This is a genomic window from Pradoshia sp. TA40_28 (assembly GCF_059694525.1).
The window spans coordinates 133,313-153,919 of the sequence record NZ_JCATZO010000004.1; the positions used below are offsets into that span (position 1 = coordinate 133,313).

The window sequence follows — 20,607 nt, forward strand, 5'->3', positions numbered from 1 at the left end:
TAAGTATAGAAAGTGTTTATAATTCCTACTAACTTAATTAGTATTGAACCTATCTAACCATTTCAAGTATGTTGATACGTATTTATAAACCCATTAAATAATTATGTTAAAAAAACAGTAATACTAATCTTTTTTAAAATTTTGTAGAATCTCAATGCAACTATATCCTACTCATATGCACTATACACTATAATAACTTTGTTTCTATAATGCTTCAATAATATTATTAGCAATATATTTTATTTTCTCTTTAATGATATTCTCTCAAAGTTTTCACATCGTTCACTACACAATATTTAGTTATAAATAAACCCCACAAGCTCTAAACTTATGGGATACGGTACATATATAGTCATCTTCTTTAAGTAAAATGAACTGGCGGAGCTTCGCAGAGAAAAATTTATTCATCTGCATTTAACTTGCCAATAATTGTTTCAACTATTGAACCAATTGCAGCCACACACAGAACCATCAATACAAAATTGCTAATAACCGGAAAGAAATAATCGAGTATAACTAATCCTATACTAACCCATATTCCCGTACACCAATGACAACTAAGTAATTCTCCAAAAAAATGTTTGATCCCCTTATCTTTTGCCACATAAAAAATGATTTCATTACCTTCCTCATCAACTTCACTGATTTCCTCAAAAAATGGCTTCCTGATAAATTCGGTGATTTTATCAAACACGAATAGGCGTGTTAACCGAAAGGCTGCCAATCCAATAATAAATATTTTTATAATATCTAGCTCCATTATTAACCTTCTTCCTCTTCATTTTTTATAAATACATTCAAAAATAGGCTAAATACTCATACAACAATACCCTAGTTTTCATAATCTGTTAGGGAAATGATTTCATTAAGGAGGAGAAATTATGAGCTGCGGTTCTGATTTTGAAACATCTAGTTGTATTTGTGATACTTTACTGGCTATTGCAGAAGCTCAGGATTTAGTAAAGCCCGATGAAGAAACTCTTGGTAAGGGTTGCGAAAGAGCAATTAACGAATTAAACAATGGAAAACTATTTGGAGGATACAAATATAATACAATTCCAATTATGCTTACTGTATTTAACACTGGAGAATTATTTGAAGGACATGGCGCAGTCCAAAAAAAGGGAAGCTGCCATTTTACTGAATCTAAAATTTTCCGTATCGATAATGTTGACTCTGATACTTGCTGTGCAACATTAGAATTATTAAAGAAAAAGGATCATTATTCAGAGGATATAGATTCAGATAACCATCATCATTCAGAAGATCATTATTTTGAGGAACTCGTAGGTACTGACGCTTATATTACTGTTGATTTGACTATGTTCGGAGCAGTTGCTTGCCTTTGTCCTGTAGCCATCCATCATGATTATAAATAAACTGGCAGGTTAAATTTTATAATCAATATATTTAGAGCCTGGGGATATCTCCTCAGGTTTTCTTCTAATAATTTTAGGTTTTTATAATTTTCAATTGCCGATTAATGTTACCTTTAGGCTTATCCTTTCCTTCTGATACATCTTATGAAATTTACCTTTTTTTGTTTAGGCAGAAGCTACTATATCATAAAAAAAGAGGACCCTATTTTTCGATTTTAAGAAAAATAAGGTCATTTTTATTTAATTTTATATAATAGAAAGTTCATGAATATCATCTATCTCAATTAATCTAATTTTTCCACCTACTTTTACCTTTAAAATTTCACCACGTTTACTCTCTATTTGCCCAACAATTGTCTCTCCCTCAGTTTTTATTTCACAGAATGGTTTTTCCACTACAGCCGGATACCTTGCTAACCTTATTAATTTCATACGAAGATCATCTTTTAGAATGTCTCTTTCAACTTGAATTTCTTTATTTTCAACCAAATCCACGTTTTCTTCACTCTGGCTTGTTTTTCCTTTTAACAAATGATTCTTTATGGTAATATCGGTATATTCTTCGAATGTCTCTTCAATCTGTAAATCCTTTTGATCTTTAGTGATACTATCGATATTTTCTTCTAATGTGTCTTTAGTTTGTATATCCTCATTATATTCATTTATTACAGTTGCTTTGTCTTCATGTGATTTATTTTCCTCTTCTTTGACACTTCCCTTACTGTGGAAAATTTCCTGCATATTCTGAGTGATCAACTTACTTTTGTTCACTGGTTGTATAATATAAAATAAAGGTTCTTTATTATTATTATTTGATTTATTACTATTCATAATTATTCTTCCTTTCATTAATGGGTCATTGTTATATGTATGCATATAACCTTGGTCCTTTGACAAATTAGTTTTAGGGAGCAAGCCCTATCAGTAGATGAAATGATTTTTGAAATGTCATATTGGGCAACGTTCTAAATGTGCCTCACTCCCCGCTGGAACAACCAAAAAGCCGATTGCGTTTCGAAACACAATCGGCCCACTATTTTCATTATTTATTTAACTTCTTTCCAGACAACCGCCTGCTTTTCATTCCCTCCAGCAATTTCTGTTGAAGACGCAAATATTCATGCAATTCGTCTCTGGAAAGTCCTTCGAACAGTTTCAGAAAAATAGATTCCCCAATTTTTTGTGCCTCGGTTAAAGCAATGATTCCCTTATCCGTAATGCCTAAATAAACCGTACGACGGTCTTCTTCATCATACAGTCGCTCAGCTAACCCATAGTTAACGAGTTTCGTGGCAATATGAGTGATAGCACCCTTCGTATAGCTAAGCATATCAGCAAGATCACTTTGCCTGATAGCCCCGTTTTCTCTCAACTCAGCCAACACGAGAACAGCTGATACACCAATTGGATAGGAGTAACGTGACGTAAATTCCACGATATGTTCATTGGATAGCTGTTCAATAGAATGAATTAAGTCAAACAGATTTTTTTGGTTCATCATAATCCCTATCTGAGCATAGTTGCCCCGCCATCGACCATGATGGTTTGTCCCGTAATATATTGAGAATCAGCGCTTGCTAGGAAGACTGCTACACGACCGATATCTTCTTCCACATCACCGAAACGTCCAAGCGGAATTTTATTTACAACAGCTTGGTGATACTCCGGCTGAGCTTTTGCCCAAGCCCTTACACCTTCAGAATTGGCAATTGGACTAATCAAATTGACATTAATGCCATAGACTCCCCACTCATTAGCCGCCACACGAGTGATTCCACGAATAGCTTCTTTCGCGGCTGCATAGGCAACTTGCGTTTTGTCTCCATTTATTCCTGCTCCTGAAGCAAAGTTAATGATATTCCCTTTCGTTTCCTTCAAATAAGGAAGAGCAGCCTGCATTAAATAGAATGTAGGATAGAACCCTGTTCCAAATGACAAATCAAGATCTGCCTGTGTAGTTTCTTCAATCAGTTTCTGTTTGGACGCATGTGCGTTATTAACGAGTACATCTAATTTTCCATACTTATCAACGACCGTTTGAATAATCGTTGGTAAATTTTCACGATCCATTAAGTCAGCTTTTAAAAACATAGAATTCGGAGAGATATCCTGCACTATCTTCTCTGCAGCTCTTCCTGTTTCTTCATTAACATCTACAAGCACAAGGTTTGCGCCTTCTTTAGCCATTGCTTTAGCCATGCCAAGTCCTATTCCACCTGCACCACCCGTGATAATGACAACTTTCTCTTGAAGTTTTCCCATCATGATCTCCCCTTTATTTTCTTATTCACCTATATTTTAACAATAAACTATTTAACATTAAACTAATATGCTTATATTATTTTAGTATTCTGACTAGGCGGATTTTTAGAATGACGTGCAGGATAAATTCCTAGAACCTCTAAAGTCTGGGAATGTACTCAATGAATAAGAATTCATGATTTTAATAATGTGTTTTGAGGCTATTAGAAAGATTTATTGGTATCAATTTTAGTAAGATTGGAAACCCTAAGCATAACTTTGTTTAATTCTGAAGGAGAAAGATATGTATAGAGGTATTATCTTATTAGATGAAATGTCCCCTTTAATCCAGGTACCAAATTTCGTGAAATATTGTCCCATTGAAACTGTTAACGAATTTATCTATCAAAATCATATAGAAGTAGCCAGTTTGAACCCGAACCAGATTACCAGTTATTACACCCGCCCCTTTGCCTTATATTTTGATTTGAGAAATAATAAAAAAATCGTAATGACTCTTACGACTTTTTAATTATAAATATTCATCGAGCTTTTCTGAAATTCATGGATATCTATCCGGAGTATTGGCAAGAAATCCAGCGTTCATTTCATACGATTCAATTTATTAAATGACTGTTTTATCCTCTGCCTACATAGACCATAAACTAAGGCCTACAGAGTAGTATATTCTGCAGGCCTTTTCTTTTTGGAATCACTTTGTCATTAATTTATTTTATCTAAACAGCGATTGGTGCTTTGATCGTTGGATGCGGGTCGTATCCTTCTATTTTTATTTGATCCAAATTCATGTCAAAGATACTTTCAAAGGAAGCATCAATGACCAATTCAGGAAGCTTTCTTGGTTCTCGTTCCAATTGTTCCGTCACTTGATCAAGATGATTGAGATAAATATGGGCATCACCAAGAGTATGAACAAATTCGCCAACTTCAAGACCACATTCAGCAGCAATCAAATGAGTCAGCAATGCATAACTGGCAATATTAAATGGGACACCCAGGAAGATATCCGCACTTCTTTGATACAATTGACAGGAAAGCTTGCCATCTGCAACATGGAACTGGAATAGACTGTGGCACGGCGGCAAAGCCATAGTTGGTACATCTTCCGGATTCCAAGCAGAAACAATCAATCTTCTGGATGATGGATTGCTTTTAATTTGTTCGACCACGTCTTTAAGCTGGTCAATCGTTTCACCCGTAGATGTTCTCCATTCTCTCCACTGTTTCCCATATACATTTCCAAGCTCTCCGTATTTTTCAGCAAAGACATCATCACTTAAAATTTTACTTTTGAATCGTTCCATTTGCTCTAAATATACTTGATTAAATTCTTCATCCTGTAAAGAACGAAGACCAAAATCAGTCATATCAGGACCTTTATAATCTGGGCTTTCGACCCATTTCTTAAATGCCCATTCATTCCAAATATTATTGTTATGCTGTAGGAGGAACTTGATATTCGTATCTCCCTTAATAAACCACAGCAATTCACTGGCTATCAAACGAAATGGCACCCTTTTGGTCGTTAATAAGGGGAAGCCATCTTGCAAATTAAATCTCATTTGATGACCGAATAGGGAAATCGTTCCCGTCCCTGTACGGTCCTCTTTTTTTACTCCATTGGTTAGCACATGCTGGCAAAGGTCTAAATAAGCCTGTTCATTTTTCACCACTACTTCATCCTCCTCTATCATTGCTGAACTTTTTGCGCATAATGATTGTTTTCAATAGTTTCTAGAAATTCATAAGTAAGAGGAGCTTTTACCAATAAATCTGTTTTGGTTTCATTGTTAAGATAGTACATGGCAAAACACTCAGCAAAGTACTCCTCTGGATAATCTATAAAATAGGATTGATTGGGAAAGAGCTGCTGTACTTCCTTTGACCATATTCCCTGAAAGTATGTTGTATCACTTGCATAATCCAGTATACGTTGATCGACCGAATGGCCAAGCTCATGCAACTCTAAGTTAACGGAATTATGATCCATCCCTTTATCACTATAACCAATTTTAACCAAGACTGTTTTGCCGCCTCCCATTCCCGGAACGTCATCCCAACTTTTAATCGTATATCCTCTCGGTTGTATCCCTCTTAAATGAGCAGCCTCACGCTGATCGGTCAAGGAGCCGGTAAACAACTTGATCTTTATTTGGTTATCATTTAATGATTGAAGCAAACTATCAGGTAGCTTACTTATTCTCTTAATAATAGGAGTAGCTTCCTCCCACTTATCTTGATCTTCAGGTAGGATAATAATCTTAGATAACAGTGATTTATTTTCTACGGAGATTAAATTTTTAATATAGGCTGACTGAGCATAATTATGCCCTAATGGGAATATAATAAAAATAGCCACCATTATGCTAATAAATAATCGTACAGAAAATCTTTTAGTTTTCATAATCTATTCCCCTCCGAAAGATTATTTTTTAAAACTAAACACCACTAGGAAAACTGTTAAAACGTTTTCTTGTATGTGGGTTTATGTATAAAAATATCCTAGAAGAAAGCAGATAGCCATAATGGCAGAGTTAAAATTGCTTATGTAACAAACCATTAAAAATTATACCATAGGATGATAGTTTGGCAGCATAGTAGTCATCATGAAAATCATGGAAAGACTGAATAAACGATTAAATAAAAAACATTCCTTATACTTCTAAAAATGGAGGGAGAGGTTCAACATCCGATTCTATCCCGATAAATATAATCTTGATGAAGAAATAATGGAAGATCTATATTCAGCTATGACCGATTGGAGATTAATGATGATAGACAGCATAATCACTCTTGGTTTCTGTATTGTTTTTATTGTTATTCATTTATAAAAAAATCCCTGATCACATTGACCAGGGATTTTCTTACATATTCAGTGTCTGTTGATTCTTTTTCTTTTTATAAAAGTGAAATAAGATCGTCGCACCAAAAATGACAATAATAACCATAAAGAACATCGTATGATCGATATGAAGGCCATAGTTTGAACCGACCATTTTAACAGCAATAAAGGCAATCAAGAGATAAGCCGCACTTTCAAGCTCAGGTATTTTATCAATAAGCTGTAAAAATATACCTGCCACGCCTCTCATCATTAAAACACCCAAAATCCCACCTACAAATAAAACCCAAATTTCTTGGCTCACACCAAATGCTGCGAGTATACTGTCAACAGAGAATGCTATATCCATTAATTCAACGGACACAACCGTCCCCCAGAAGGTACCGAACAGCCGGATAAGCAATCCGGATTTTTTTACGTTTGGAACTTCAGGAGTCGTTTCAAAATGTTTGTACTTTTTGTAAAAATATTGAATGGATAACCAGGCTAGATAGCCGCCTCCAAGCAGTTTCACCCACAAAATTTCAATTAGATAGACACCTACACCTATAGCAAGGAAACGGAATAAATAGGCGCCGATTAATCCGTAAAACAAAGCTTTTTTACGTTGTTTTTCCGGCAGATCCTTTACCATTACGGCAAGAACAAGGGCATTATCGGAAGACAACAATCCCTCCATCAGCACCAATGTACCAATTAATCCCCAACTGACAGGATCAGACAGTACCTCAATCCACATTTCCCAGTTAAAAAACTGTGCGTATGTTTCCATTAGCTGTGAAAAGAACTCATTCATTTTTGTATTCATCTCCTATATAAACTTTAGCACAAAAAAGAAAATACGTTGAGTACAACGTATTAATCTGAATCTTTCAAACTATCTAATTAATTATCTAGTCAACTTACCCACTTAGGAGGAGTATTTTGGCTCCAATAAATTCTTGCCATCGAGTGATGTGAGTCAAAATTATCTTTATATGTATGGTAATGAAATTCAAACCAATGCCCTTCTCCAGGTGGGTTTTCTCGTCTGACGTGGAATCTGATTAAATCTTCATTTGTTTCCCGATCATATAAGTGAAATATTTTCTCACTTAAGCCGCCGCTCGGCTTTTCGGATATGGCAATATTCATCAACTTCTCTTCTGGTACTTCAGTTGAAAATTGCTGCAGAGCATACTCCATTTGCGGCAATACATTTGTATAAAAATCATCTTTTATATAGGGACCGATTCGATCTCCAAACTTTTCAAAGGATTGTTCCTCAGCTTGTAGCAAGGCATATGATAAAAAATCGTTTTGACTATATAGCGATTCAGCTGATTCACTGTCATCGTAATTATGCTGTCCAATAACTGGGTTAGTTTTGTTCTCTTTTACGCTGCTTCCATTATACCAATCCTGATACTGAGATGGAGAGATCATCCCAAAACTTAAAACAGATAGTCCAACCACCAAGGATTTCTTTAAAATACTTGACCAGTTTTTCACATTAAATCACCTGCCTATCTATTAAACAGGCCATTCCCCTAACCTGTTTTTCATTATTGGGAATCCTAATAATTTTTTAATTATTCTAATTCTATCACACCAAAATGAAATTTTGCAGTTTTTCTTTTTTCAACATTGAAGCCAAATTGGGCAAACCGATCACTTTTATAATGATCTTTGAGAATAATTCTTTTTTTGGCAACTCTCATGGCCTGTTGAATGGCCTCATGGGTCAATTCCTCATAGGAAGCAAATAATCCTAGTGATTGGATTCCAGTACTTTCATTCACTCTTTCTGTAAACATAGGATCAAAATAAACCACATCATAAGACTGATCTCCGGTCTTTTTAAGAAAGGTCAAATAATCTAGGTTAACCGCTTCTATCCTTTTTGCAGCATCCCCCAATTGTTCATTCTTAAATGGATATCTTTGCAATCCCTCGCTGATGATAAAATAAATAAAGGGGTTCACCTCTAAGGCTGTAATTTTCCCGCTATTACCAATCATATAAGAAGCAATCAGCGCATCTGCCCCCATACCAAGTGTACAATCCAGGATCGACATCCCTTCGCCTAAACCGGAAGCCCTGATAAAAGGATCCTCTTCCCCTTTTTCAATCCTCTTCACGCGGATGGCTGCCATATTGGGATGAAAAAATAGCGGATCCGTTGCATTCCAATCATACAATTCTGTTTTCATCTTCCCAACTACAAGGCAAGGCTGCTTATAGTGGGCTTGCAATTGCTTAATCGTTCTTTTATTGCGTTCAATGTAAGGAATTCCTAACTGTTCGGCTGTTTTTATTGCTTTTTGGTTAAGCAATTCATTCGTTTTTTCAATCGTCGTGACAAACAAATCAATAGCTCCTTTAAGTATGAAAGATTTCTAGTCGTTATCCATTCAAGTAAATTTAATTTAACTAACATGAATTTCTCTGTAATCAAAGCTTTTAAGATCCAGCCTCTACAAAAGGAATCAGGTTAGCTGATTTATAAAAAAAGGAACACTCTCTAGGAGCATTCCTCTATCATTATTTGCAATACTCAGTAAAAGCGTTCAATAAATTTTCTCTGACATCCTCTAATGTAAAACCTTCAATCTCATGTCTTGGGATAAAGTGAACTACTTCATTCCCTTTTAATAAAGCCATAGATGGAGAGGATGGAACTTCTCCCAGATATTCTCTCATTCTTGCCGTAGCATCCTTATCCTGACCTGCAAAGACTGTTACAAAATGATCCGGTTTAATTTCAGCTTTTATCGCCTCTGTAGCAGCTGGTCTTGCCAAGCCGCCAGCACATCCGCATACTGAATTTACCACGACAAGTGTGGTACCTTCTGCTTTTTCCATAAATTCGTCTACTTGTTCAGGCGTTGTAAGTTCTTCAAAACCTGCTTCTGTCAGTTCTGCTCTCATCGGCTTAACCATTTGTCTCATATATTCTTCATATGCCATAGACATTTTATATTCCCCCAATCATAGTCTTTCATATGTTAGGATACATTAGAAAGCTCACTGGCGCAATCAATGTATTCCCTAATATTGTATATAAATTTCCTAAATAGAAACAAAACTATTCTTTAAACCAAAAGTATAAAATCTGTTCCAGATTAGACTAAAATAGCTGCCAGATCATTCGACAGCTACTTCAACTATACAATCTATTCATCTTTAAGAGCTTTATTTTTTCTAGCTTCAGTCATTTGTTTCCATACAGAACCAAGTGCCTCATCACCATTTTCAATGCGCTCGATGGCCATCTTCGCCTGCAAAGCCACTTCGAATTCCTCATCTGTTTCAGCTTTACGCAATGCTGGTAAGGCTTTTTCTCCTCCAACTTCATATAAGAACATTGCCGCTCTCCAGCGTACCAGCTTACTAGAATCCGCCAGGGCTTCAATCATAGCTGGCTCAGCTTCCGGAAAGCCTAAATCGGATAAACAGTCTCCAGCTGTTCTTCTGACAGTCACACTCTTATCCTTGAGCCCTTTATATAAATAAGGTAATACAGAAGTATCTTCTATCATACCCAAATAGACAACAGCGAGCCTTCTTATAGACGCTTTTTCGTCCTGTAATGCTTTATCAAGCAAAGGAAGATCTACTAACTCGGGATCGTCCATTTGATCTAACGCCTGGAATCTCGCCTTCCAATCTTCCTGTTCCAAGTCAGCTTCCGTTAACTTTCTTCGCTGTACCTTTACATTATCTGCTTGTTTAATCACCGTTTTTGCTTCAGCAACCAGTTCAGCTAAGCGTTCTTCAGGATACAAAGCAATTAATTCATCTAAAACTTCTTTCCCGATCTGCTCAAGCTCTCCGTAACGATTGCCATATTCACTCCACTTACGGATTAATACGGCATTATCATCCATAAGCTGCGCTTGTTGAAAAGCCTCAATAAATACTTTTGGCATAGCCCAACGTTTTTCTTCCAGCTCACTATTCGCTTTAATTTGAATCGGTATACCTTTAAAGACTTGAATCTGTACCTTAACTTCTCCAAATCCTTTACCAGACGTCATTTGATTCGGTTGGGTTTCTTCAACAGACTCACCAAAAATAGTCCGAACTTGGGCCAGAATGCCAGGCCAATCATATTTGGCGTTTCTTTCTACAGCCAGAAAATCAGCTACATGGTACACACCTTTAACACCTTCAATGTTTAAAACTTCTTTTATAATTGTAGGTGCTGTATCAATCGTATCCTTTTTATAATTGTTACTTTTCCCAGCCGGTAATTCTTCATTTAAAATGACCTTCATCGTATTCGGGCTTGGTGTTGGCTCAATTGAGACAATCCTCATCATAAAAATCCCCCTGATCTATTTATCTAGGGGGATTGTAGCATATTTATTAAAATATTTATATTCTTACGTTTTATCCTTCCTGTTTTTCTGATAAATAAGACCAGCGTTCAATTAAATGTTCCAACTCCTCATTTAATTGAATTTCTTCCTCCGCCAATTTATTCGCCAGTTCAAAATCACTGCCTGCTGAATTTAATTCGCTTGCGACTTCTTCCAGCCGTTTTTCGACCGCTTCGATTTTTTCATCGATTCCTTCCCATTCTCTCATTTCATGATAGGAAAGCCTTTTTTTGGTTTTTGTTTCTTCTGAACGTTTTACTTTATTGGTTGATTCTTTCTCAATAATCGTTGTAGCCTTATCCTGCTCTTGTTTCCATTCCAGATAATCACTTGCCATCCCATAGTATTGCTGTATATGACCATTTCCCGTAAATACCCATAATTTATCACATGCTTTGTCTAAGAAGTAACGATCATGTGATACGGTTATCACAACGCCCGGAAAATGCTGCAAGTAATCTTCCAATACAGTTAATGTCTGAATGTCCAAGTCATTGGTCGGTTCATCCAATAATAAGACATTTGGAGATTCCATCAATATTTTCAATAAATAAAGTCTTCTTTTTTCGCCGCCTGATAGCTTCCCAATGATGGTTCCATGGGTATGCGGTTCAAAAAGAAAACGTTCCAGCATCTGTGCAGCAGAAATTCGTTCCCCATCGGCAAGGGTAATCGCTTCGCTTGTTTCCCGGATATATTCAATCATCCGCTTATTAAGGGGTAGATTTTCATTTTCCTGCGTGTAATAGCCAATTAATACGGTTGAACCTCGATCGATTAATCCCTCACTTACCGGTTCTACACCAGCCAGCATCTTTAAGATCGTTGTTTTCCCGCTGCCATTGGCTCCCAGGATCCCAATCCGATCACCTTTTTGTAATATGGTCGAAAACTGATTGATTAACACTTTATTTTCATAGGACTTTGAAACATCAATCAGTTCCAAAACCTTTTTCCCTAATCTAGTTGAAGCAACATCCAAGCTTAAATCTTCATTGTCTTTGCCAGTTTTCGCTTCTTCTTGCAAAGATTCAAATCGCTGAATTCTGGCTTTTTGTTTCGTTGTTCTTGCCTTGGCTCCTTTGCGCATCCAAGCCAATTCCTGTTGAAATAGTCTCGATACTTTATGAGCCGATTTTGCTTCCATCTCGTCGCGGATGGCTTTAATTTCTAAAAATTTCTCATAATTTCCATCATATGAATGCAGCTGTCCTTTATCTAGCTCCCAAATCTTTTTGGTCACTGCATCCAAGAAGTATCGATCATGGGTAACAAATAAAACCGAGCTTTGATACCCTTGGATATATTCCTGTAACCATTGGATACTGTCATAATCAAGATGGTTCGTGGGCTCATCCAGAATAAGCAAATCTGCTTTTTCCATTAGAACTTTAGCTAAAGCACAACGCTTTTTTTGACCTCCGGATAAAGAACCCATTTTAACATTAAGATCTTTAATCCCAAGCTTATTTAACATGATTTGGGCATTTGAATGGATTTCCCATCCGCCATTTGCATCCATTTCAGCCTGCAAATGAAACATTTTATCGAGGAGTACTGAATCGTTTGGCGATTCCTTCATTTGTTCTAATAATTCCTCATATTTCCTAACTGTCTGAAATACAGGTGAATCATTTCGATAAATAAACGCCGATACCTTTTCATCATCATCTACATCAATGCTTTGTCCAAGGTATGAAATTCGGTAATCCTTTGGCTTATCAAGTATTCCGCCATCCATTTCCTCGATGCCCGCAATGATTTTTAACAAAGATGATTTACCTGTCCCGTTTAACCCGATTAAACCAATCTTTTCATTTTCACTTATTGAAAATTCTATATTCTGAAAGAGAGTCTTCTCTCCATATTCTTTTTTTACGTCTGTCCCTTTAATAACCTTCATTCAATCAATTCCTTCTTAAACTGTTCTAGGTAATTCAGAATAAATTGATGACGCTCTTCTGCCATCTTTTCACCTGTGCCTGTGTTCATCAAATCTTTTATTAGTAGTAATTTATCATAAAAATGCGTAAACGTACTAGAGCCAGATTCACCTTCTGGAAGATAAATAGGCTGCCCTTTATAACCTCCATATGTAAAGGCACGTGCGATTCCAATCGCACCAAGTGCATCTAAACGGTCAGCATCCTGAACAATTGCTGCTTCTGGAGATAATCCCTCTTTCAAGCCCTCTCTGAATGAAATACTGGCGATATCTTTTTTAATCTTCTCTACGATAGCTTTATTTTCCACTTTTGAATTAAGCCAATCACTCAGAATCTCTTCTCCCTCTTCTTTTGTAGCATTTAGTTTGGAATCAGAGATATCATGCAGGATGGCAATCAATTCGATTAGTTCCGAATCTCCCGTCCGTTCTGTTTGATAGATGAGTAAGGACAGCTTCCTGACACGATCCATATGATGCCAATCATGCCCAGTCGTATCGCTTATGAATCTTTTTCTCACAAATTCTTCAGCTGCTTTAATCACTTCTTGCATGGCAATCTCCTTTACTTTTCCATCCAGCCGATTCCAACCGTTTCCACACCTGCATGAAGACAAAGCGCGGTTCCAAGCGGATGGGTCGTAACCGTTATTTCCTTATTTACCCTTTTAATCATCTGGGACCAATCACTTGTTTGACTGATATGTTTTCCATAGAGCATAAAAACCTCATCAATCTGGCAGGATTCAAGAGATTGTTTTAAATAGGATTGAATCTTTTCAGTTGCCTTTTTCCATGTACGAACCTTGGCTTTAATGTGCATGCTTCCATCTTGGAAGGTCACGATTGGTTTAATATTTAGAAGGCTTCCCAAGTAATACCCGGAAGTATTGAGTCGCCCGCTATTATGCAGCTGCTGAAGTGAACCAATCCACACGAATACTTTTAATTTTGATTTCATGGCATTTATAGCATCGACTACCGCCTTGGTATCATACGAAATTTCCCATATTTTAATAGCTTTCTTTAATAAAAATGTCAATGGATAGGAGAGAAAGTGAGTATCTACATGAAAGACAGGAATATCCACCATCTCTGCAGCCTGAACACTTGTAGAATATGTACCACTCAATTTATCAGAAATATGAAAGGAAAATATGTAATCATACTCTTCGGCTAGTTGATCATATAGATGTTTAAAATCACCAATAGAAGGTTGTGATGAGGTAAGAGAGGATCCCTTATCAATATGCCGCACCATTTCTTCGGTTGTTAGATCTATACCATCTAAATAGGACTGACCATCTATTATAATGTGAACCGGTAAGACATAAACATTCTTATTGTTCTTAAGTTCTTCATCTAAAACAGCTGAACTGTCTGTTACCCAAGCTACTCTTTTCATTGTACTCCCCCATCCCCCATCCAGGAATCGTTGATTTAGATCAATTATGTTAACCCTATTATAACCAAAAATATTTTCAAAAAGATATAAATACAAAACCTCTCCACCCGAATGGAGAGGTCTGTCCTATATTAAATCACTGATATTTTTCTCTACTTCAGACATTTTAGTGGATGGGGCAAATCGTTTCACAATCTGACCATCTCGATTGATAAGAAATTTTGTGAAATTCCATTTAATAGCTTTGGAACCCATCACACCCGGTGCCTGTTCAGTTAAATAAGTAAATAAGGGATGAGCTTGTTCTCCTCTGACATCCACTTTAGCAAACATAGGAAAAGTAATCCCATAATTTGTTCGGCAGAAGGATTGGATTTCAATTTCATCGCCTGGTTCCTGATTCATGAATTGGTTGCACGGGAATCCCAAGATAACCAAGCCCTGACTCTTATACCTTTGATATAAATCTTCCAGCTCTTTGTATTGTGGTGTAAATCCACATTTGCTGGCTGTATTAACAATTAGCAGGACCTTCCCGATATATTGTTCAAAGGAGACTTCTTCTCCACTGATTAAGTTAGCCTTAAAATCATAAATGTTCATCCTTTTCACTCCCGCTAAAATCACGTAACTGATTCATTTTATACTAAGAAGAACTATACCTCTGCTTTCAGTATATGTAGGATTTGATTTACATAGGTATGTAATTGGTCAATTTCATCCTCATATATCGGTTTGTCCTGTTTAATTTCAATTGTCACGAAAGGATCTTCGTGTTTAAATCCAATTGGTGTATGTTTAAAAACCCTATAGGTGTAGCCTTTATCCCAAATTTGTTTTAAAACATGAATATTGCGGAGAGGGTGTTCAGAGTCAATATACCTGAATTTAATTTTAAGATCACACCCCGGTTCACGCTTCGTTATGGAGGAAATCTTTTCTGACGAAAATGCTTGTAAGCCTGCACTTAAGGATAATGTACATTCCACTGCTTTTTCTTTTGACGCATCCAGTCTTGTACTAATTTCAAATATTCGTGACATATACGCCAAATCTACATAGTCATGCCTGTCAATAATGGCAAGCTCGCCCTCCAAGTCCATATCATAAAAGGCCCCTTCAACGACTACTTTCAGGTTTTCAAAAACAGATGGATCAAACATTCGATCACCCCCCATTAATAAATCTATTCATTTGATTAAAATAATCCTGCTGCATTGCCATTTTTATCTACATCCATCTTTAAGGCTGCCGGGCTTTTTGGCAATCCAGGCATGGTCATAATATCCCCGGTAAGTACCACAATAAAACCAGCGCCAACAGAAGGCTTTAGTTTTTTAATATACAATGTAAATCCTTCAGGTCTTCCTAGCAATTTAGGATTATCGGATAAAGAGTACTGAGTTTTGGCCATACAAATAGGGAGTTGTCCCCATCCCTCAGCTTCATATTTTTCTATTTGTTTCAAAGCATCTGGAGAATATTCAATCTTCTTTGCTCCATATACGATTTTCGCTACTTTTTCAATCTTTTGCTGAATAGTATCTGATGTATCATACAAACGTTTAAATGTATTTGTATTTTTCATCATTAGATCCTCAAGTTTAGTAGCAAGGTCCAGACCGCCTTGTCCACCTTTTTCCCATACCTCTGTTAGTGAATATGGCAGACCATACTTTTCACATAAAGAGTTAAATAGCTCTACTTCCGCTTCCGTATCAGCAGAAAATTTATTTAAAGCAACGATATACGGCAATCCAAAAGCCTGAATGGTTTCACTATGCTTGACTAAATTATGAAAGCCGACTTCAATCGCTTTTAGATTTTCTTCTTTTAGTTTATCCGAGTTTACTCCACCATGCATTTTTAAGGCTCTTAATGTAGCTACAATCACCACTGCATCCGGAGTGATATCTGCTGCTTTTGTCTTAATATTTAAGAATTTCTCTCCACCTAAGTCGGCTCCAAATCCCGCTTCTGTCACACAATAATCCGCCAGCTTAAGAGCTGTTTTTGTGGCAAGCACGCTATTGCATCCATGTGCTATATTTGCAAATGGACCGCCATGAATAAGGGTCGGTGTATGTTCAATGGTCTGAACCAAATTAGGCTTTAATGCATCTTTAAGCAATAAAGTCAAAGCTCCCTCTACACCTAAATCAGATACAAAAACTGGTTTATCTTGATAGGTATAGCCAATCACAATTTTGCCCAATTTATATTTTAAATCATCTAAATCTATCGCCAGACACAAAATGGCCATAATTTCAGATGCCACAGTAATATCAAACCCGTCTTCACGCGGAATCCCGTGCTTATCTCCACCAAGACCAATAACAATATGGCGAAGGGCGCGGTCATTCATATCAAGAACCCTTTTCCAAATGATTTTACGCGGGTCAATTTGCAGTTCGTTTCCCTGCTGAATATGATTATCAATCAAAGCAGCCAACGCATTATTAGCTGTTGTAATGGCATGAAGATCTCCAGTAAAGTGCAGATTTATTTCATCCATCGGCAGCACCTGCGAATAGCCGCCGCCAGTAGCTCCTCCTTTAACTCCCATCACAGGACCAAGAGAAGGTTCCCTTAGCGCAATCATCGCTTTCTTGCCAAGAAGTGAAAAAGCATCTCCTAAACCAACCGTCACCGTTGATTTGCCTTCCCCGGCTTTTGTAGGATTAATGGAAGTGACAAGGATTAATCTTCCATCCTTTTTTGTCCTTCGACTTTTTAAAACTTCCAGAGAAATCTTCCCTTTATATTTACCGTAAGCTTCCCAGTCTTCTTCATGTAAGCCAATAGTTTTGGCAATTTCTTTAATGGGTTTCATTTTTGCATTTAAAGCAATTTCAATATCACTTTTTACAATTGTGTTTGAATTCATGCTGGACCCCCTAAACAATAGTCATAATTAGTTTAACAAAAAATATATATCAAACACACATTATTATTTACAACCTCATAAAAATATGAATACAATAGTTAATATTGTTTAACTATTTTGAACATTTTTACCAGTTATAAACAAGGAGGTTCGTATTTTGCCAATTACAATTCCAAATAAATTACCCGCTAGACAGATTTTAGAAGAAGAAAATATATTCGTAATGGATAATGACCGTGCAGACCGTCAGGATATACGACCTTTAACGATCCTTATTTTAAATTTAATGCCAGAAAAAGAGAAAACGGAAACACAACTATTACGGCTACTTGGCAATACACCTTTGCAAGTTAATATAACCTTTTTAAGAATGAAAACACATGAAAGTAAAAATACGTCTCATTCCCATTTAGAACAATTTTACTCAACCTTCCAAGAAATTGCAGACAAACGTTTCGACGGCTTAATTGTCACCGGAGCACCAGTTGAAAAACTGGAATTTGAGGATGTGAATTATTGGAGCGAGCTAGTGGAGATTATGAATTGGTCCAAGGAACATGTAACTTCCTCTCTCCATATATGCTGGGGGGCTCAGGCTGCTCTCTACCACCATTTTGGTATATCAAAGCAGCTATTAAATAAAAAATGTACAGGCATCTATAAACATAAAGTTCTAAAACCCTTTGAAAGTCTTGTAAGAGGGTTCGATGATGTGTTCTTTGCTCCTCATTCAAGATATACAGATGTTGAAGAACAAGAAATAAAAAAACACAAGGATTTAATCGTTTTGGCAGAATCGGATGAAGCTGGTTTATTTCTGATCGCCTCCAGGGATAAAAAATTAATCATGGTAACCGGGCATCCTGAATATGAGGCTACGACACTCGCACAGGAATATAGACGCGACTTAGAAAAGGGGCCACATGCCCCCGTACCTGAAAATTATTTTCCTGATAATGACCCGGACTCACGTCCATTTCATACCTGGAAAAGCCATGCAAGTCTTCTATTTTCAAATTGGCTGAATTACTATGTTTACCAGACAACACCTTATAAGTGGTAGTCATTTTATCTTGCTGATAAAAAAGACAGTTAACGACTGTCTTTTTTTGCGCTTTTATAATTTCCACTTAAACTTCATTAATAATTTTAGTGATTTCGATTTTTGGGAATGCCATTAGATCAATGATTCCCCTATCTGTCTTTACTAATGACTTGAGTGGATTATAGCGATTGATGAGAAGGATCCAACCACATTCCCCATTATTCAATTCTACTTTTTTCCCCACCAAGGCTTCCAGCAATCTTTCCATAAACATCAATAAAATTGGAGCATCTAACTTTCCATATAGATCATTTTGCATTTGTTTGATGATTAAATAAAACGGTGTGGCTTCATGGTAAACTCTTTCTGAGGACATGGCATGATACGTATCGGCAATGGCCACAATTTTAGCAAAATAATGAATCTCATGCCCCTTCAACCCATAGGGATAACCCATCCCATCCGCTCTTTCGTGATGCTGAAGAGCAACAATTGCAGCTGAATCAGGTAACGTATTCAGTCCATTTAATAATTTGTAGCCATAGATGGTATGTTGTTTCATGATTGTATATTCATGAGTTGTAAGCTTTCCTGCTTTATTGACGATACTTTCAGGAATCAGGGATTTACCGATATCATGCATTATACCGGCAATCATTAAATCTTCAAGCTCTTCCGAAGTCACTCTTAGCCAATCCCCAATAATGCCGCACAGAATTCCTACACATATGGAATGCCAATAGGTATATTCCTCTTTCCTTTTATTTTGATGAAGTAATTCAAAAATTCTCGGACTGGATGCAGCGTTCTGTATAATCGGGATAATCTCCTGCTTGATTCGACTCACAGATCCCTTTCCGTTTCTCGATATATCCTCGAAAATGTTCTGAATGTCACTACATGCTTGATCCATATTTAAAGAAACCTTGTCAATCGGCAATGATGGCACTTGCTGATTCCTTTGCTTAAAAGGTGATTTTTGTTCCACATTTTCTTTAATATCTTTACGTAATTGATCCATAAAAACCTTTTCCAACAGATAATTTGATGAACCATTTTGACGTGTATCCATTTAGGCACCCCGACCATAAATATTTCGCTTATTTTTAACAAATTATACCACATCCATCCACCATTCTTCCTATCCACAAATATTTTTAATATTTTTTAAAATCAGTTTTGACACTGGATATTTGAATATTGTATATTGAAATTATCATGGCTAATCTAAAAGTTATGATAAATAGTAATTGGCTCAAGGGGCCACAGTTTTAGGAGGAATTCATTTATGCAAAACGGTAAAGTAAAATGGTTTAACAATGAAAAAGGTTTTGGTTTTATCGAAGTTGAAGGCGGAGAAGATGTATTCGTTCATTTCACTGCTATTCAAGGTGAAGGGTACAAATCTTTAGAAGAAGGCGAAGAAGTTACATTCGAAATCGTTGATGGCGAAAGAGGACCTCAAGCAACTAACGTTCAAAAAATTCAATAATGAACCCAAATTAACAGCCGCCTATCCAATAGGCGGCTGTTCTGTCTTTTGATTTAAATTGGTTCCCATTTGCTTCAATGTTTCACCAACTGTGCACTGATTTATACAAAAGCGATGTGCCTGAGTGCGGCCTGTGTCGCGGACAAGTTGTTTGTGTAAAAAACAGCCATCACAATAGGTGCTCAATAACAGATCAACTTGTTTAAGCACGTCTTTTTTCCCCTTTTTCTTATTCATTGTCGCTTCACCCCATGTTTGGTAATTCAAGTTGGCTGTCTATCTCGATTCCTTCGAGTGCCTGAGTTGCCAACCGATGTGCCTCTTCATTTTCTTTTCTTGGAATGGCCAATGTCTCATACTGCAATCCAAGATCTTTAAGTTGTTGTTCAATGCGATCGAGCCACTTATTTAAATTTTCTTCATAGCATGGCCATTCTCCTGTTAATTGTTTCAAAACAACTTGGGAATCACCCTTAATCATGATTTTTTGATGTCTCGCACCTAAATGTTCCAACTGTTTAACAGCTGCCAGCAACGCACAATATTCCGCCTCATTATTGTCTTCAATATAATCAAAACGTTCATTGTGACGTAATCGATATTTTTTATTGTTTTGTGTATAATAGATTGCCATACCGGTACCGGCAATGGGTTCACCCGGTGTATGACTTCCATCAAAATAGATAGTGATGTTTTGCGGTGTTTCTTCTATTTCTTCCGTTAACTTCTGATATTGTTTCTTGGTCCACTCCATTCCCAGTTCATCAATAAAAATAAGATCTCGCAATCTTCCTGTACTCTCTAAATCATTGGCAATCTTTAAAGCAAACTGGCTATCCATTTCCTCTGATGTAAATGTTACTGAGGGCATTTTTGATTTACTGTAAACCCACTTCAATGTTACTTTCATTTCTTTCTCCCTTCCTGTCCGTTATCTCAAGTTCCTTACTTATATATAAATTATCCTGATCACATTAAAACTATAA

At 36.6% G+C, this 20,607-nt stretch carries 24 protein-coding genes; 4 read left to right on the forward strand and 20 right to left on the reverse strand.

Features of this window, described 5'->3' with window-relative positions:
* Positions 1–400: 400 nt before the first annotated feature.
* Positions 401–760, reverse strand: coding sequence for a DUF1360 domain-containing protein (locus tag AC58NB_RS06600; protein ID WP_497426039.1), 360 nt, complete (start codon positions 758–760; stop codon positions 401–403).
* A 121-nt stretch (positions 761–881) separates the two neighbouring features.
* On the opposite strand from AC58NB_RS06600, the gene AC58NB_RS06605 reads away from it, so the two are divergent.
* A complete protein-coding gene (locus AC58NB_RS06605) occupies positions 882–1,379 on the forward strand; it encodes a CotY/CotZ family spore coat protein (RefSeq protein WP_497426040.1) in 498 nt (165 codons plus the stop codon).
* 246 nt (positions 1,380–1,625) lie between these two features.
* Here AC58NB_RS06605 and AC58NB_RS06610 read toward each other — a convergent pair whose 3' ends face one another.
* The 3 genes from AC58NB_RS06610 to AC58NB_RS06620 all read right to left on the reverse strand — a co-directional run bounded on the left by AC58NB_RS06610 (position 1,626) and on the right by AC58NB_RS06620 (position 3,641).
* Entirely contained in the window at positions 1,626–2,210 is a 585-nt protein-coding gene (locus AC58NB_RS06610) for a CotO family spore coat protein (protein WP_497426041.1), read from the reverse strand.
* Between the two features lie 211 nt (positions 2,211–2,421).
* Positions 2,422–2,880: a MarR family winged helix-turn-helix transcriptional regulator gene (locus AC58NB_RS06615; protein ID WP_497426042.1), complete on the reverse strand. Its 459-nt coding sequence runs from the start codon at positions 2,878–2,880 to the stop codon at positions 2,422–2,424.
* 5 nt (positions 2,881–2,885) lie between these two features.
* Entirely contained in the window at positions 2,886–3,641 is a 756-nt protein-coding gene (locus tag AC58NB_RS06620; RefSeq protein WP_497426043.1) for an SDR family NAD(P)-dependent oxidoreductase, read from the reverse strand.
* A gap of 283 nt (positions 3,642–3,924) precedes the next feature.
* On the opposite strand from AC58NB_RS06620, the gene AC58NB_RS06625 reads away from it, so the two are divergent.
* Positions 3,925–4,152 (forward strand): hypothetical protein, encoded by a 228-nt coding sequence (locus AC58NB_RS06625; RefSeq protein ID WP_497426044.1) that lies wholly within the window; start codon positions 3,925–3,927, stop codon positions 4,150–4,152.
* Between the two features lie 205 nt (positions 4,153–4,357).
* Here AC58NB_RS06625 and AC58NB_RS06630 read toward each other — a convergent pair whose 3' ends face one another.
* The 13 genes from AC58NB_RS06630 to AC58NB_RS06690 all read right to left on the reverse strand — a co-directional run bounded on the left by AC58NB_RS06630 (position 4,358) and on the right by AC58NB_RS06690 (position 17,084).
* Entirely contained in the window at positions 4,358–5,314 is a 957-nt protein-coding gene (locus AC58NB_RS06630) for a thymidylate synthase (RefSeq protein ID WP_497426045.1), read from the reverse strand.
* Between the two features lie 17 nt (positions 5,315–5,331).
* Positions 5,332–6,045: an anthrax toxin lethal factor-related metalloendopeptidase gene (locus AC58NB_RS06635; RefSeq protein WP_497426046.1), complete on the reverse strand. Its 714-nt coding sequence runs from the start codon at positions 6,043–6,045 to the stop codon at positions 5,332–5,334.
* Between the two features lie 460 nt (positions 6,046–6,505).
* The gene (locus tag AC58NB_RS06640) at positions 6,506–7,291 is read right to left on the reverse strand and encodes a TerC family protein (RefSeq protein ID WP_497426047.1); all 786 of its coding nucleotides are present in this window, start codon (positions 7,289–7,291) and stop codon (positions 6,506–6,508) included.
* A gap of 89 nt (positions 7,292–7,380) precedes the next feature.
* On the reverse strand, positions 7,381–7,974 hold the full coding sequence (locus tag AC58NB_RS06645; protein WP_497426048.1) for a YpjP family protein: 594 nt from the start codon (positions 7,972–7,974) through the stop codon (positions 7,381–7,383).
* An 80-nt stretch (positions 7,975–8,054) separates the two neighbouring features.
* Positions 8,055–8,831 (reverse strand): class I SAM-dependent methyltransferase, encoded by a 777-nt coding sequence (locus AC58NB_RS06650; protein ID WP_497426049.1) that lies wholly within the window; start codon positions 8,829–8,831, stop codon positions 8,055–8,057.
* 175 nt (positions 8,832–9,006) lie between these two features.
* Entirely contained in the window at positions 9,007–9,438 is a 432-nt protein-coding gene (locus AC58NB_RS06655) for a BrxA/BrxB family bacilliredoxin (protein ID WP_497426050.1), read from the reverse strand.
* Between the two features lie 200 nt (positions 9,439–9,638).
* On the reverse strand, positions 9,639–10,784 hold the full coding sequence (locus AC58NB_RS06660; RefSeq protein WP_497426261.1) for a conserved virulence factor C family protein: 1,146 nt from the start codon (positions 10,782–10,784) through the stop codon (positions 9,639–9,641).
* Positions 10,785–10,857: 73 nt separating this feature from the next.
* Positions 10,858–12,750 (reverse strand): ABC-F family ATP-binding cassette domain-containing protein, encoded by a 1,893-nt coding sequence (locus AC58NB_RS06665; protein WP_497426051.1) that lies wholly within the window; start codon positions 12,748–12,750, stop codon positions 10,858–10,860.
* The gene (locus AC58NB_RS06670) at positions 12,747–13,346 is read right to left on the reverse strand and encodes an HD domain-containing protein (protein WP_497426052.1); all 600 of its coding nucleotides are present in this window, start codon (positions 13,344–13,346) and stop codon (positions 12,747–12,749) included. Before AC58NB_RS06670 ends, AC58NB_RS06665 begins: the two co-directional genes overlap by 4 nt.
* Positions 13,347–13,357: 11 nt before the next feature.
* Positions 13,358–14,197: a DegV family protein gene (locus AC58NB_RS06675; RefSeq protein WP_497426053.1), complete on the reverse strand. Its 840-nt coding sequence runs from the start codon at positions 14,195–14,197 to the stop codon at positions 13,358–13,360.
* Between the two features lie 126 nt (positions 14,198–14,323).
* On the reverse strand, positions 14,324–14,800 hold the full coding sequence (locus tag AC58NB_RS06680) for a glutathione peroxidase (RefSeq protein ID WP_497426054.1): 477 nt from the start codon (positions 14,798–14,800) through the stop codon (positions 14,324–14,326).
* A gap of 53 nt (positions 14,801–14,853) precedes the next feature.
* Complete coding sequence (locus tag AC58NB_RS06685; RefSeq protein ID WP_497426055.1) at positions 14,854–15,360, reverse strand: hypothetical protein; 507 nt, start codon at positions 15,358–15,360, stop codon at positions 14,854–14,856.
* 35 nt (positions 15,361–15,395) lie between these two features.
* On the reverse strand, positions 15,396–17,084 hold the full coding sequence (locus AC58NB_RS06690; protein WP_497426056.1) for a formate--tetrahydrofolate ligase: 1,689 nt from the start codon (positions 17,082–17,084) through the stop codon (positions 15,396–15,398).
* Positions 17,085–17,241: 157 nt separating this feature from the next.
* On the opposite strand from AC58NB_RS06690, the gene metA reads away from it, so the two are divergent.
* A complete protein-coding gene (gene metA, locus AC58NB_RS06695; RefSeq protein WP_497426057.1) occupies positions 17,242–18,147 on the forward strand; it encodes a homoserine O-acetyltransferase MetA in 906 nt (301 codons plus the stop codon).
* A gap of 67 nt (positions 18,148–18,214) precedes the next feature.
* Here metA and AC58NB_RS06700 read toward each other — a convergent pair whose 3' ends face one another.
* On the reverse strand, positions 18,215–19,201 hold the full coding sequence (locus AC58NB_RS06700) for an HD-GYP domain-containing protein (protein ID WP_497426058.1): 987 nt from the start codon (positions 19,199–19,201) through the stop codon (positions 18,215–18,217).
* A gap of 216 nt (positions 19,202–19,417) precedes the next feature.
* Here AC58NB_RS06700 and cspD point away from each other — a divergent pair, with 216 nt between their 5' ends.
* A complete protein-coding gene (gene cspD / locus AC58NB_RS06705) occupies positions 19,418–19,621 on the forward strand; it encodes a cold-shock protein CspD (protein WP_497426059.1) in 204 nt (67 codons plus the stop codon).
* A gap of 21 nt (positions 19,622–19,642) precedes the next feature.
* On the opposite strand, the gene AC58NB_RS06710 is transcribed toward cspD, so the two are convergent.
* Together AC58NB_RS06710 and AC58NB_RS06715 are read right to left on the reverse strand one after the other, a co-directional pair.
* A complete protein-coding gene (locus AC58NB_RS06710; protein ID WP_497426060.1) occupies positions 19,643–19,858 on the reverse strand; it encodes a zinc-finger domain-containing protein in 216 nt (71 codons plus the stop codon).
* Positions 19,859–19,865: 7 nt separating this feature from the next.
* Positions 19,866–20,531 (reverse strand): reverse transcriptase-like protein, encoded by a 666-nt coding sequence (locus AC58NB_RS06715; protein WP_497426061.1) that lies wholly within the window; start codon positions 20,529–20,531, stop codon positions 19,866–19,868.
* Positions 20,532–20,607: the final 76 nt, after the last annotated feature.

Coding starts and splice junctions, on each gene's coding strand:
- AC58NB_RS06600 (WP_497426039.1), bottom strand. CDS start 760: ATGGAGCTAGATATTATAAAAATATTTATTATTGGATTGGCAGCCTTT.
- AC58NB_RS06605 (WP_497426040.1), top strand. CDS start 882: ATGAGCTGCGGTTCTGATTTTGAAACATCTAGTTGTATTTGTGATACT.
- AC58NB_RS06610 (WP_497426041.1), bottom strand. CDS start 2,210: ATGAATAGTAATAAATCAAATAATAATAATAAAGAACCTTTATTTTAT.
- AC58NB_RS06615 (WP_497426042.1), bottom strand. CDS start 2,880: ATGATGAACCAAAAAAATCTGTTTGACTTAATTCATTCTATTGAACAG.
- AC58NB_RS06620 (WP_497426043.1), bottom strand. CDS start 3,641: ATGGGAAAACTTCAAGAGAAAGTTGTCATTATCACGGGTGGTGCAGGT.
- AC58NB_RS06625 (WP_497426044.1), top strand. CDS start 3,925: ATGTATAGAGGTATTATCTTATTAGATGAAATGTCCCCTTTAATCCAG.
- AC58NB_RS06635 (WP_497426046.1), bottom strand. CDS start 6,045: ATGAAAACTAAAAGATTTTCTGTACGATTATTTATTAGCATAATGGTG.
- AC58NB_RS06640 (WP_497426047.1), bottom strand. CDS start 7,291: ATGAATACAAAAATGAATGAGTTCTTTTCACAGCTAATGGAAACATAC.
- AC58NB_RS06655 (WP_497426050.1), bottom strand. CDS start 9,438: ATGTCTATGGCATATGAAGAATATATGAGACAAATGGTTAAGCCGATG.
- AC58NB_RS06660 (WP_497426261.1), bottom strand. CDS start 10,784: ATGAGGATTGTCTCAATTGAGCCAACACCAAGCCCGAATACGATGAAG.
- AC58NB_RS06665 (WP_497426051.1), bottom strand. CDS start 12,750: ATGAAGGTTATTAAAGGGACAGACGTAAAAAAAGAATATGGAGAGAAG.
- AC58NB_RS06670 (WP_497426052.1), bottom strand. CDS start 13,346: ATGCAAGAAGTGATTAAAGCAGCTGAAGAATTTGTGAGAAAAAGATTC.
- AC58NB_RS06675 (WP_497426053.1), bottom strand. CDS start 14,197: ATGAAAAGAGTAGCTTGGGTAACAGACAGTTCAGCTGTTTTAGATGAA.
- AC58NB_RS06680 (WP_497426054.1), bottom strand. CDS start 14,800: ATGAACATTTATGATTTTAAGGCTAACTTAATCAGTGGAGAAGAAGTC.
- AC58NB_RS06685 (WP_497426055.1), bottom strand. CDS start 15,360: ATGTTTGATCCATCTGTTTTTGAAAACCTGAAAGTAGTCGTTGAAGGG.
- AC58NB_RS06690 (WP_497426056.1), bottom strand. CDS start 17,084: ATGAATTCAAACACAATTGTAAAAAGTGATATTGAAATTGCTTTAAAT.
- AC58NB_RS06700 (WP_497426058.1), bottom strand. CDS start 19,201: ATGGATACACGTCAAAATGGTTCATCAAATTATCTGTTGGAAAAGGTT.
- cspD (WP_497426059.1), top strand. CDS start 19,418: ATGCAAAACGGTAAAGTAAAATGGTTTAACAATGAAAAAGGTTTTGGT.
- AC58NB_RS06710 (WP_497426060.1), bottom strand. CDS start 19,858: ATGAATAAGAAAAAGGGGAAAAAAGACGTGCTTAAACAAGTTGATCTG.
- AC58NB_RS06715 (WP_497426061.1), bottom strand. CDS start 20,531: ATGAAAGTAACATTGAAGTGGGTTTACAGTAAATCAAAAATGCCCTCA.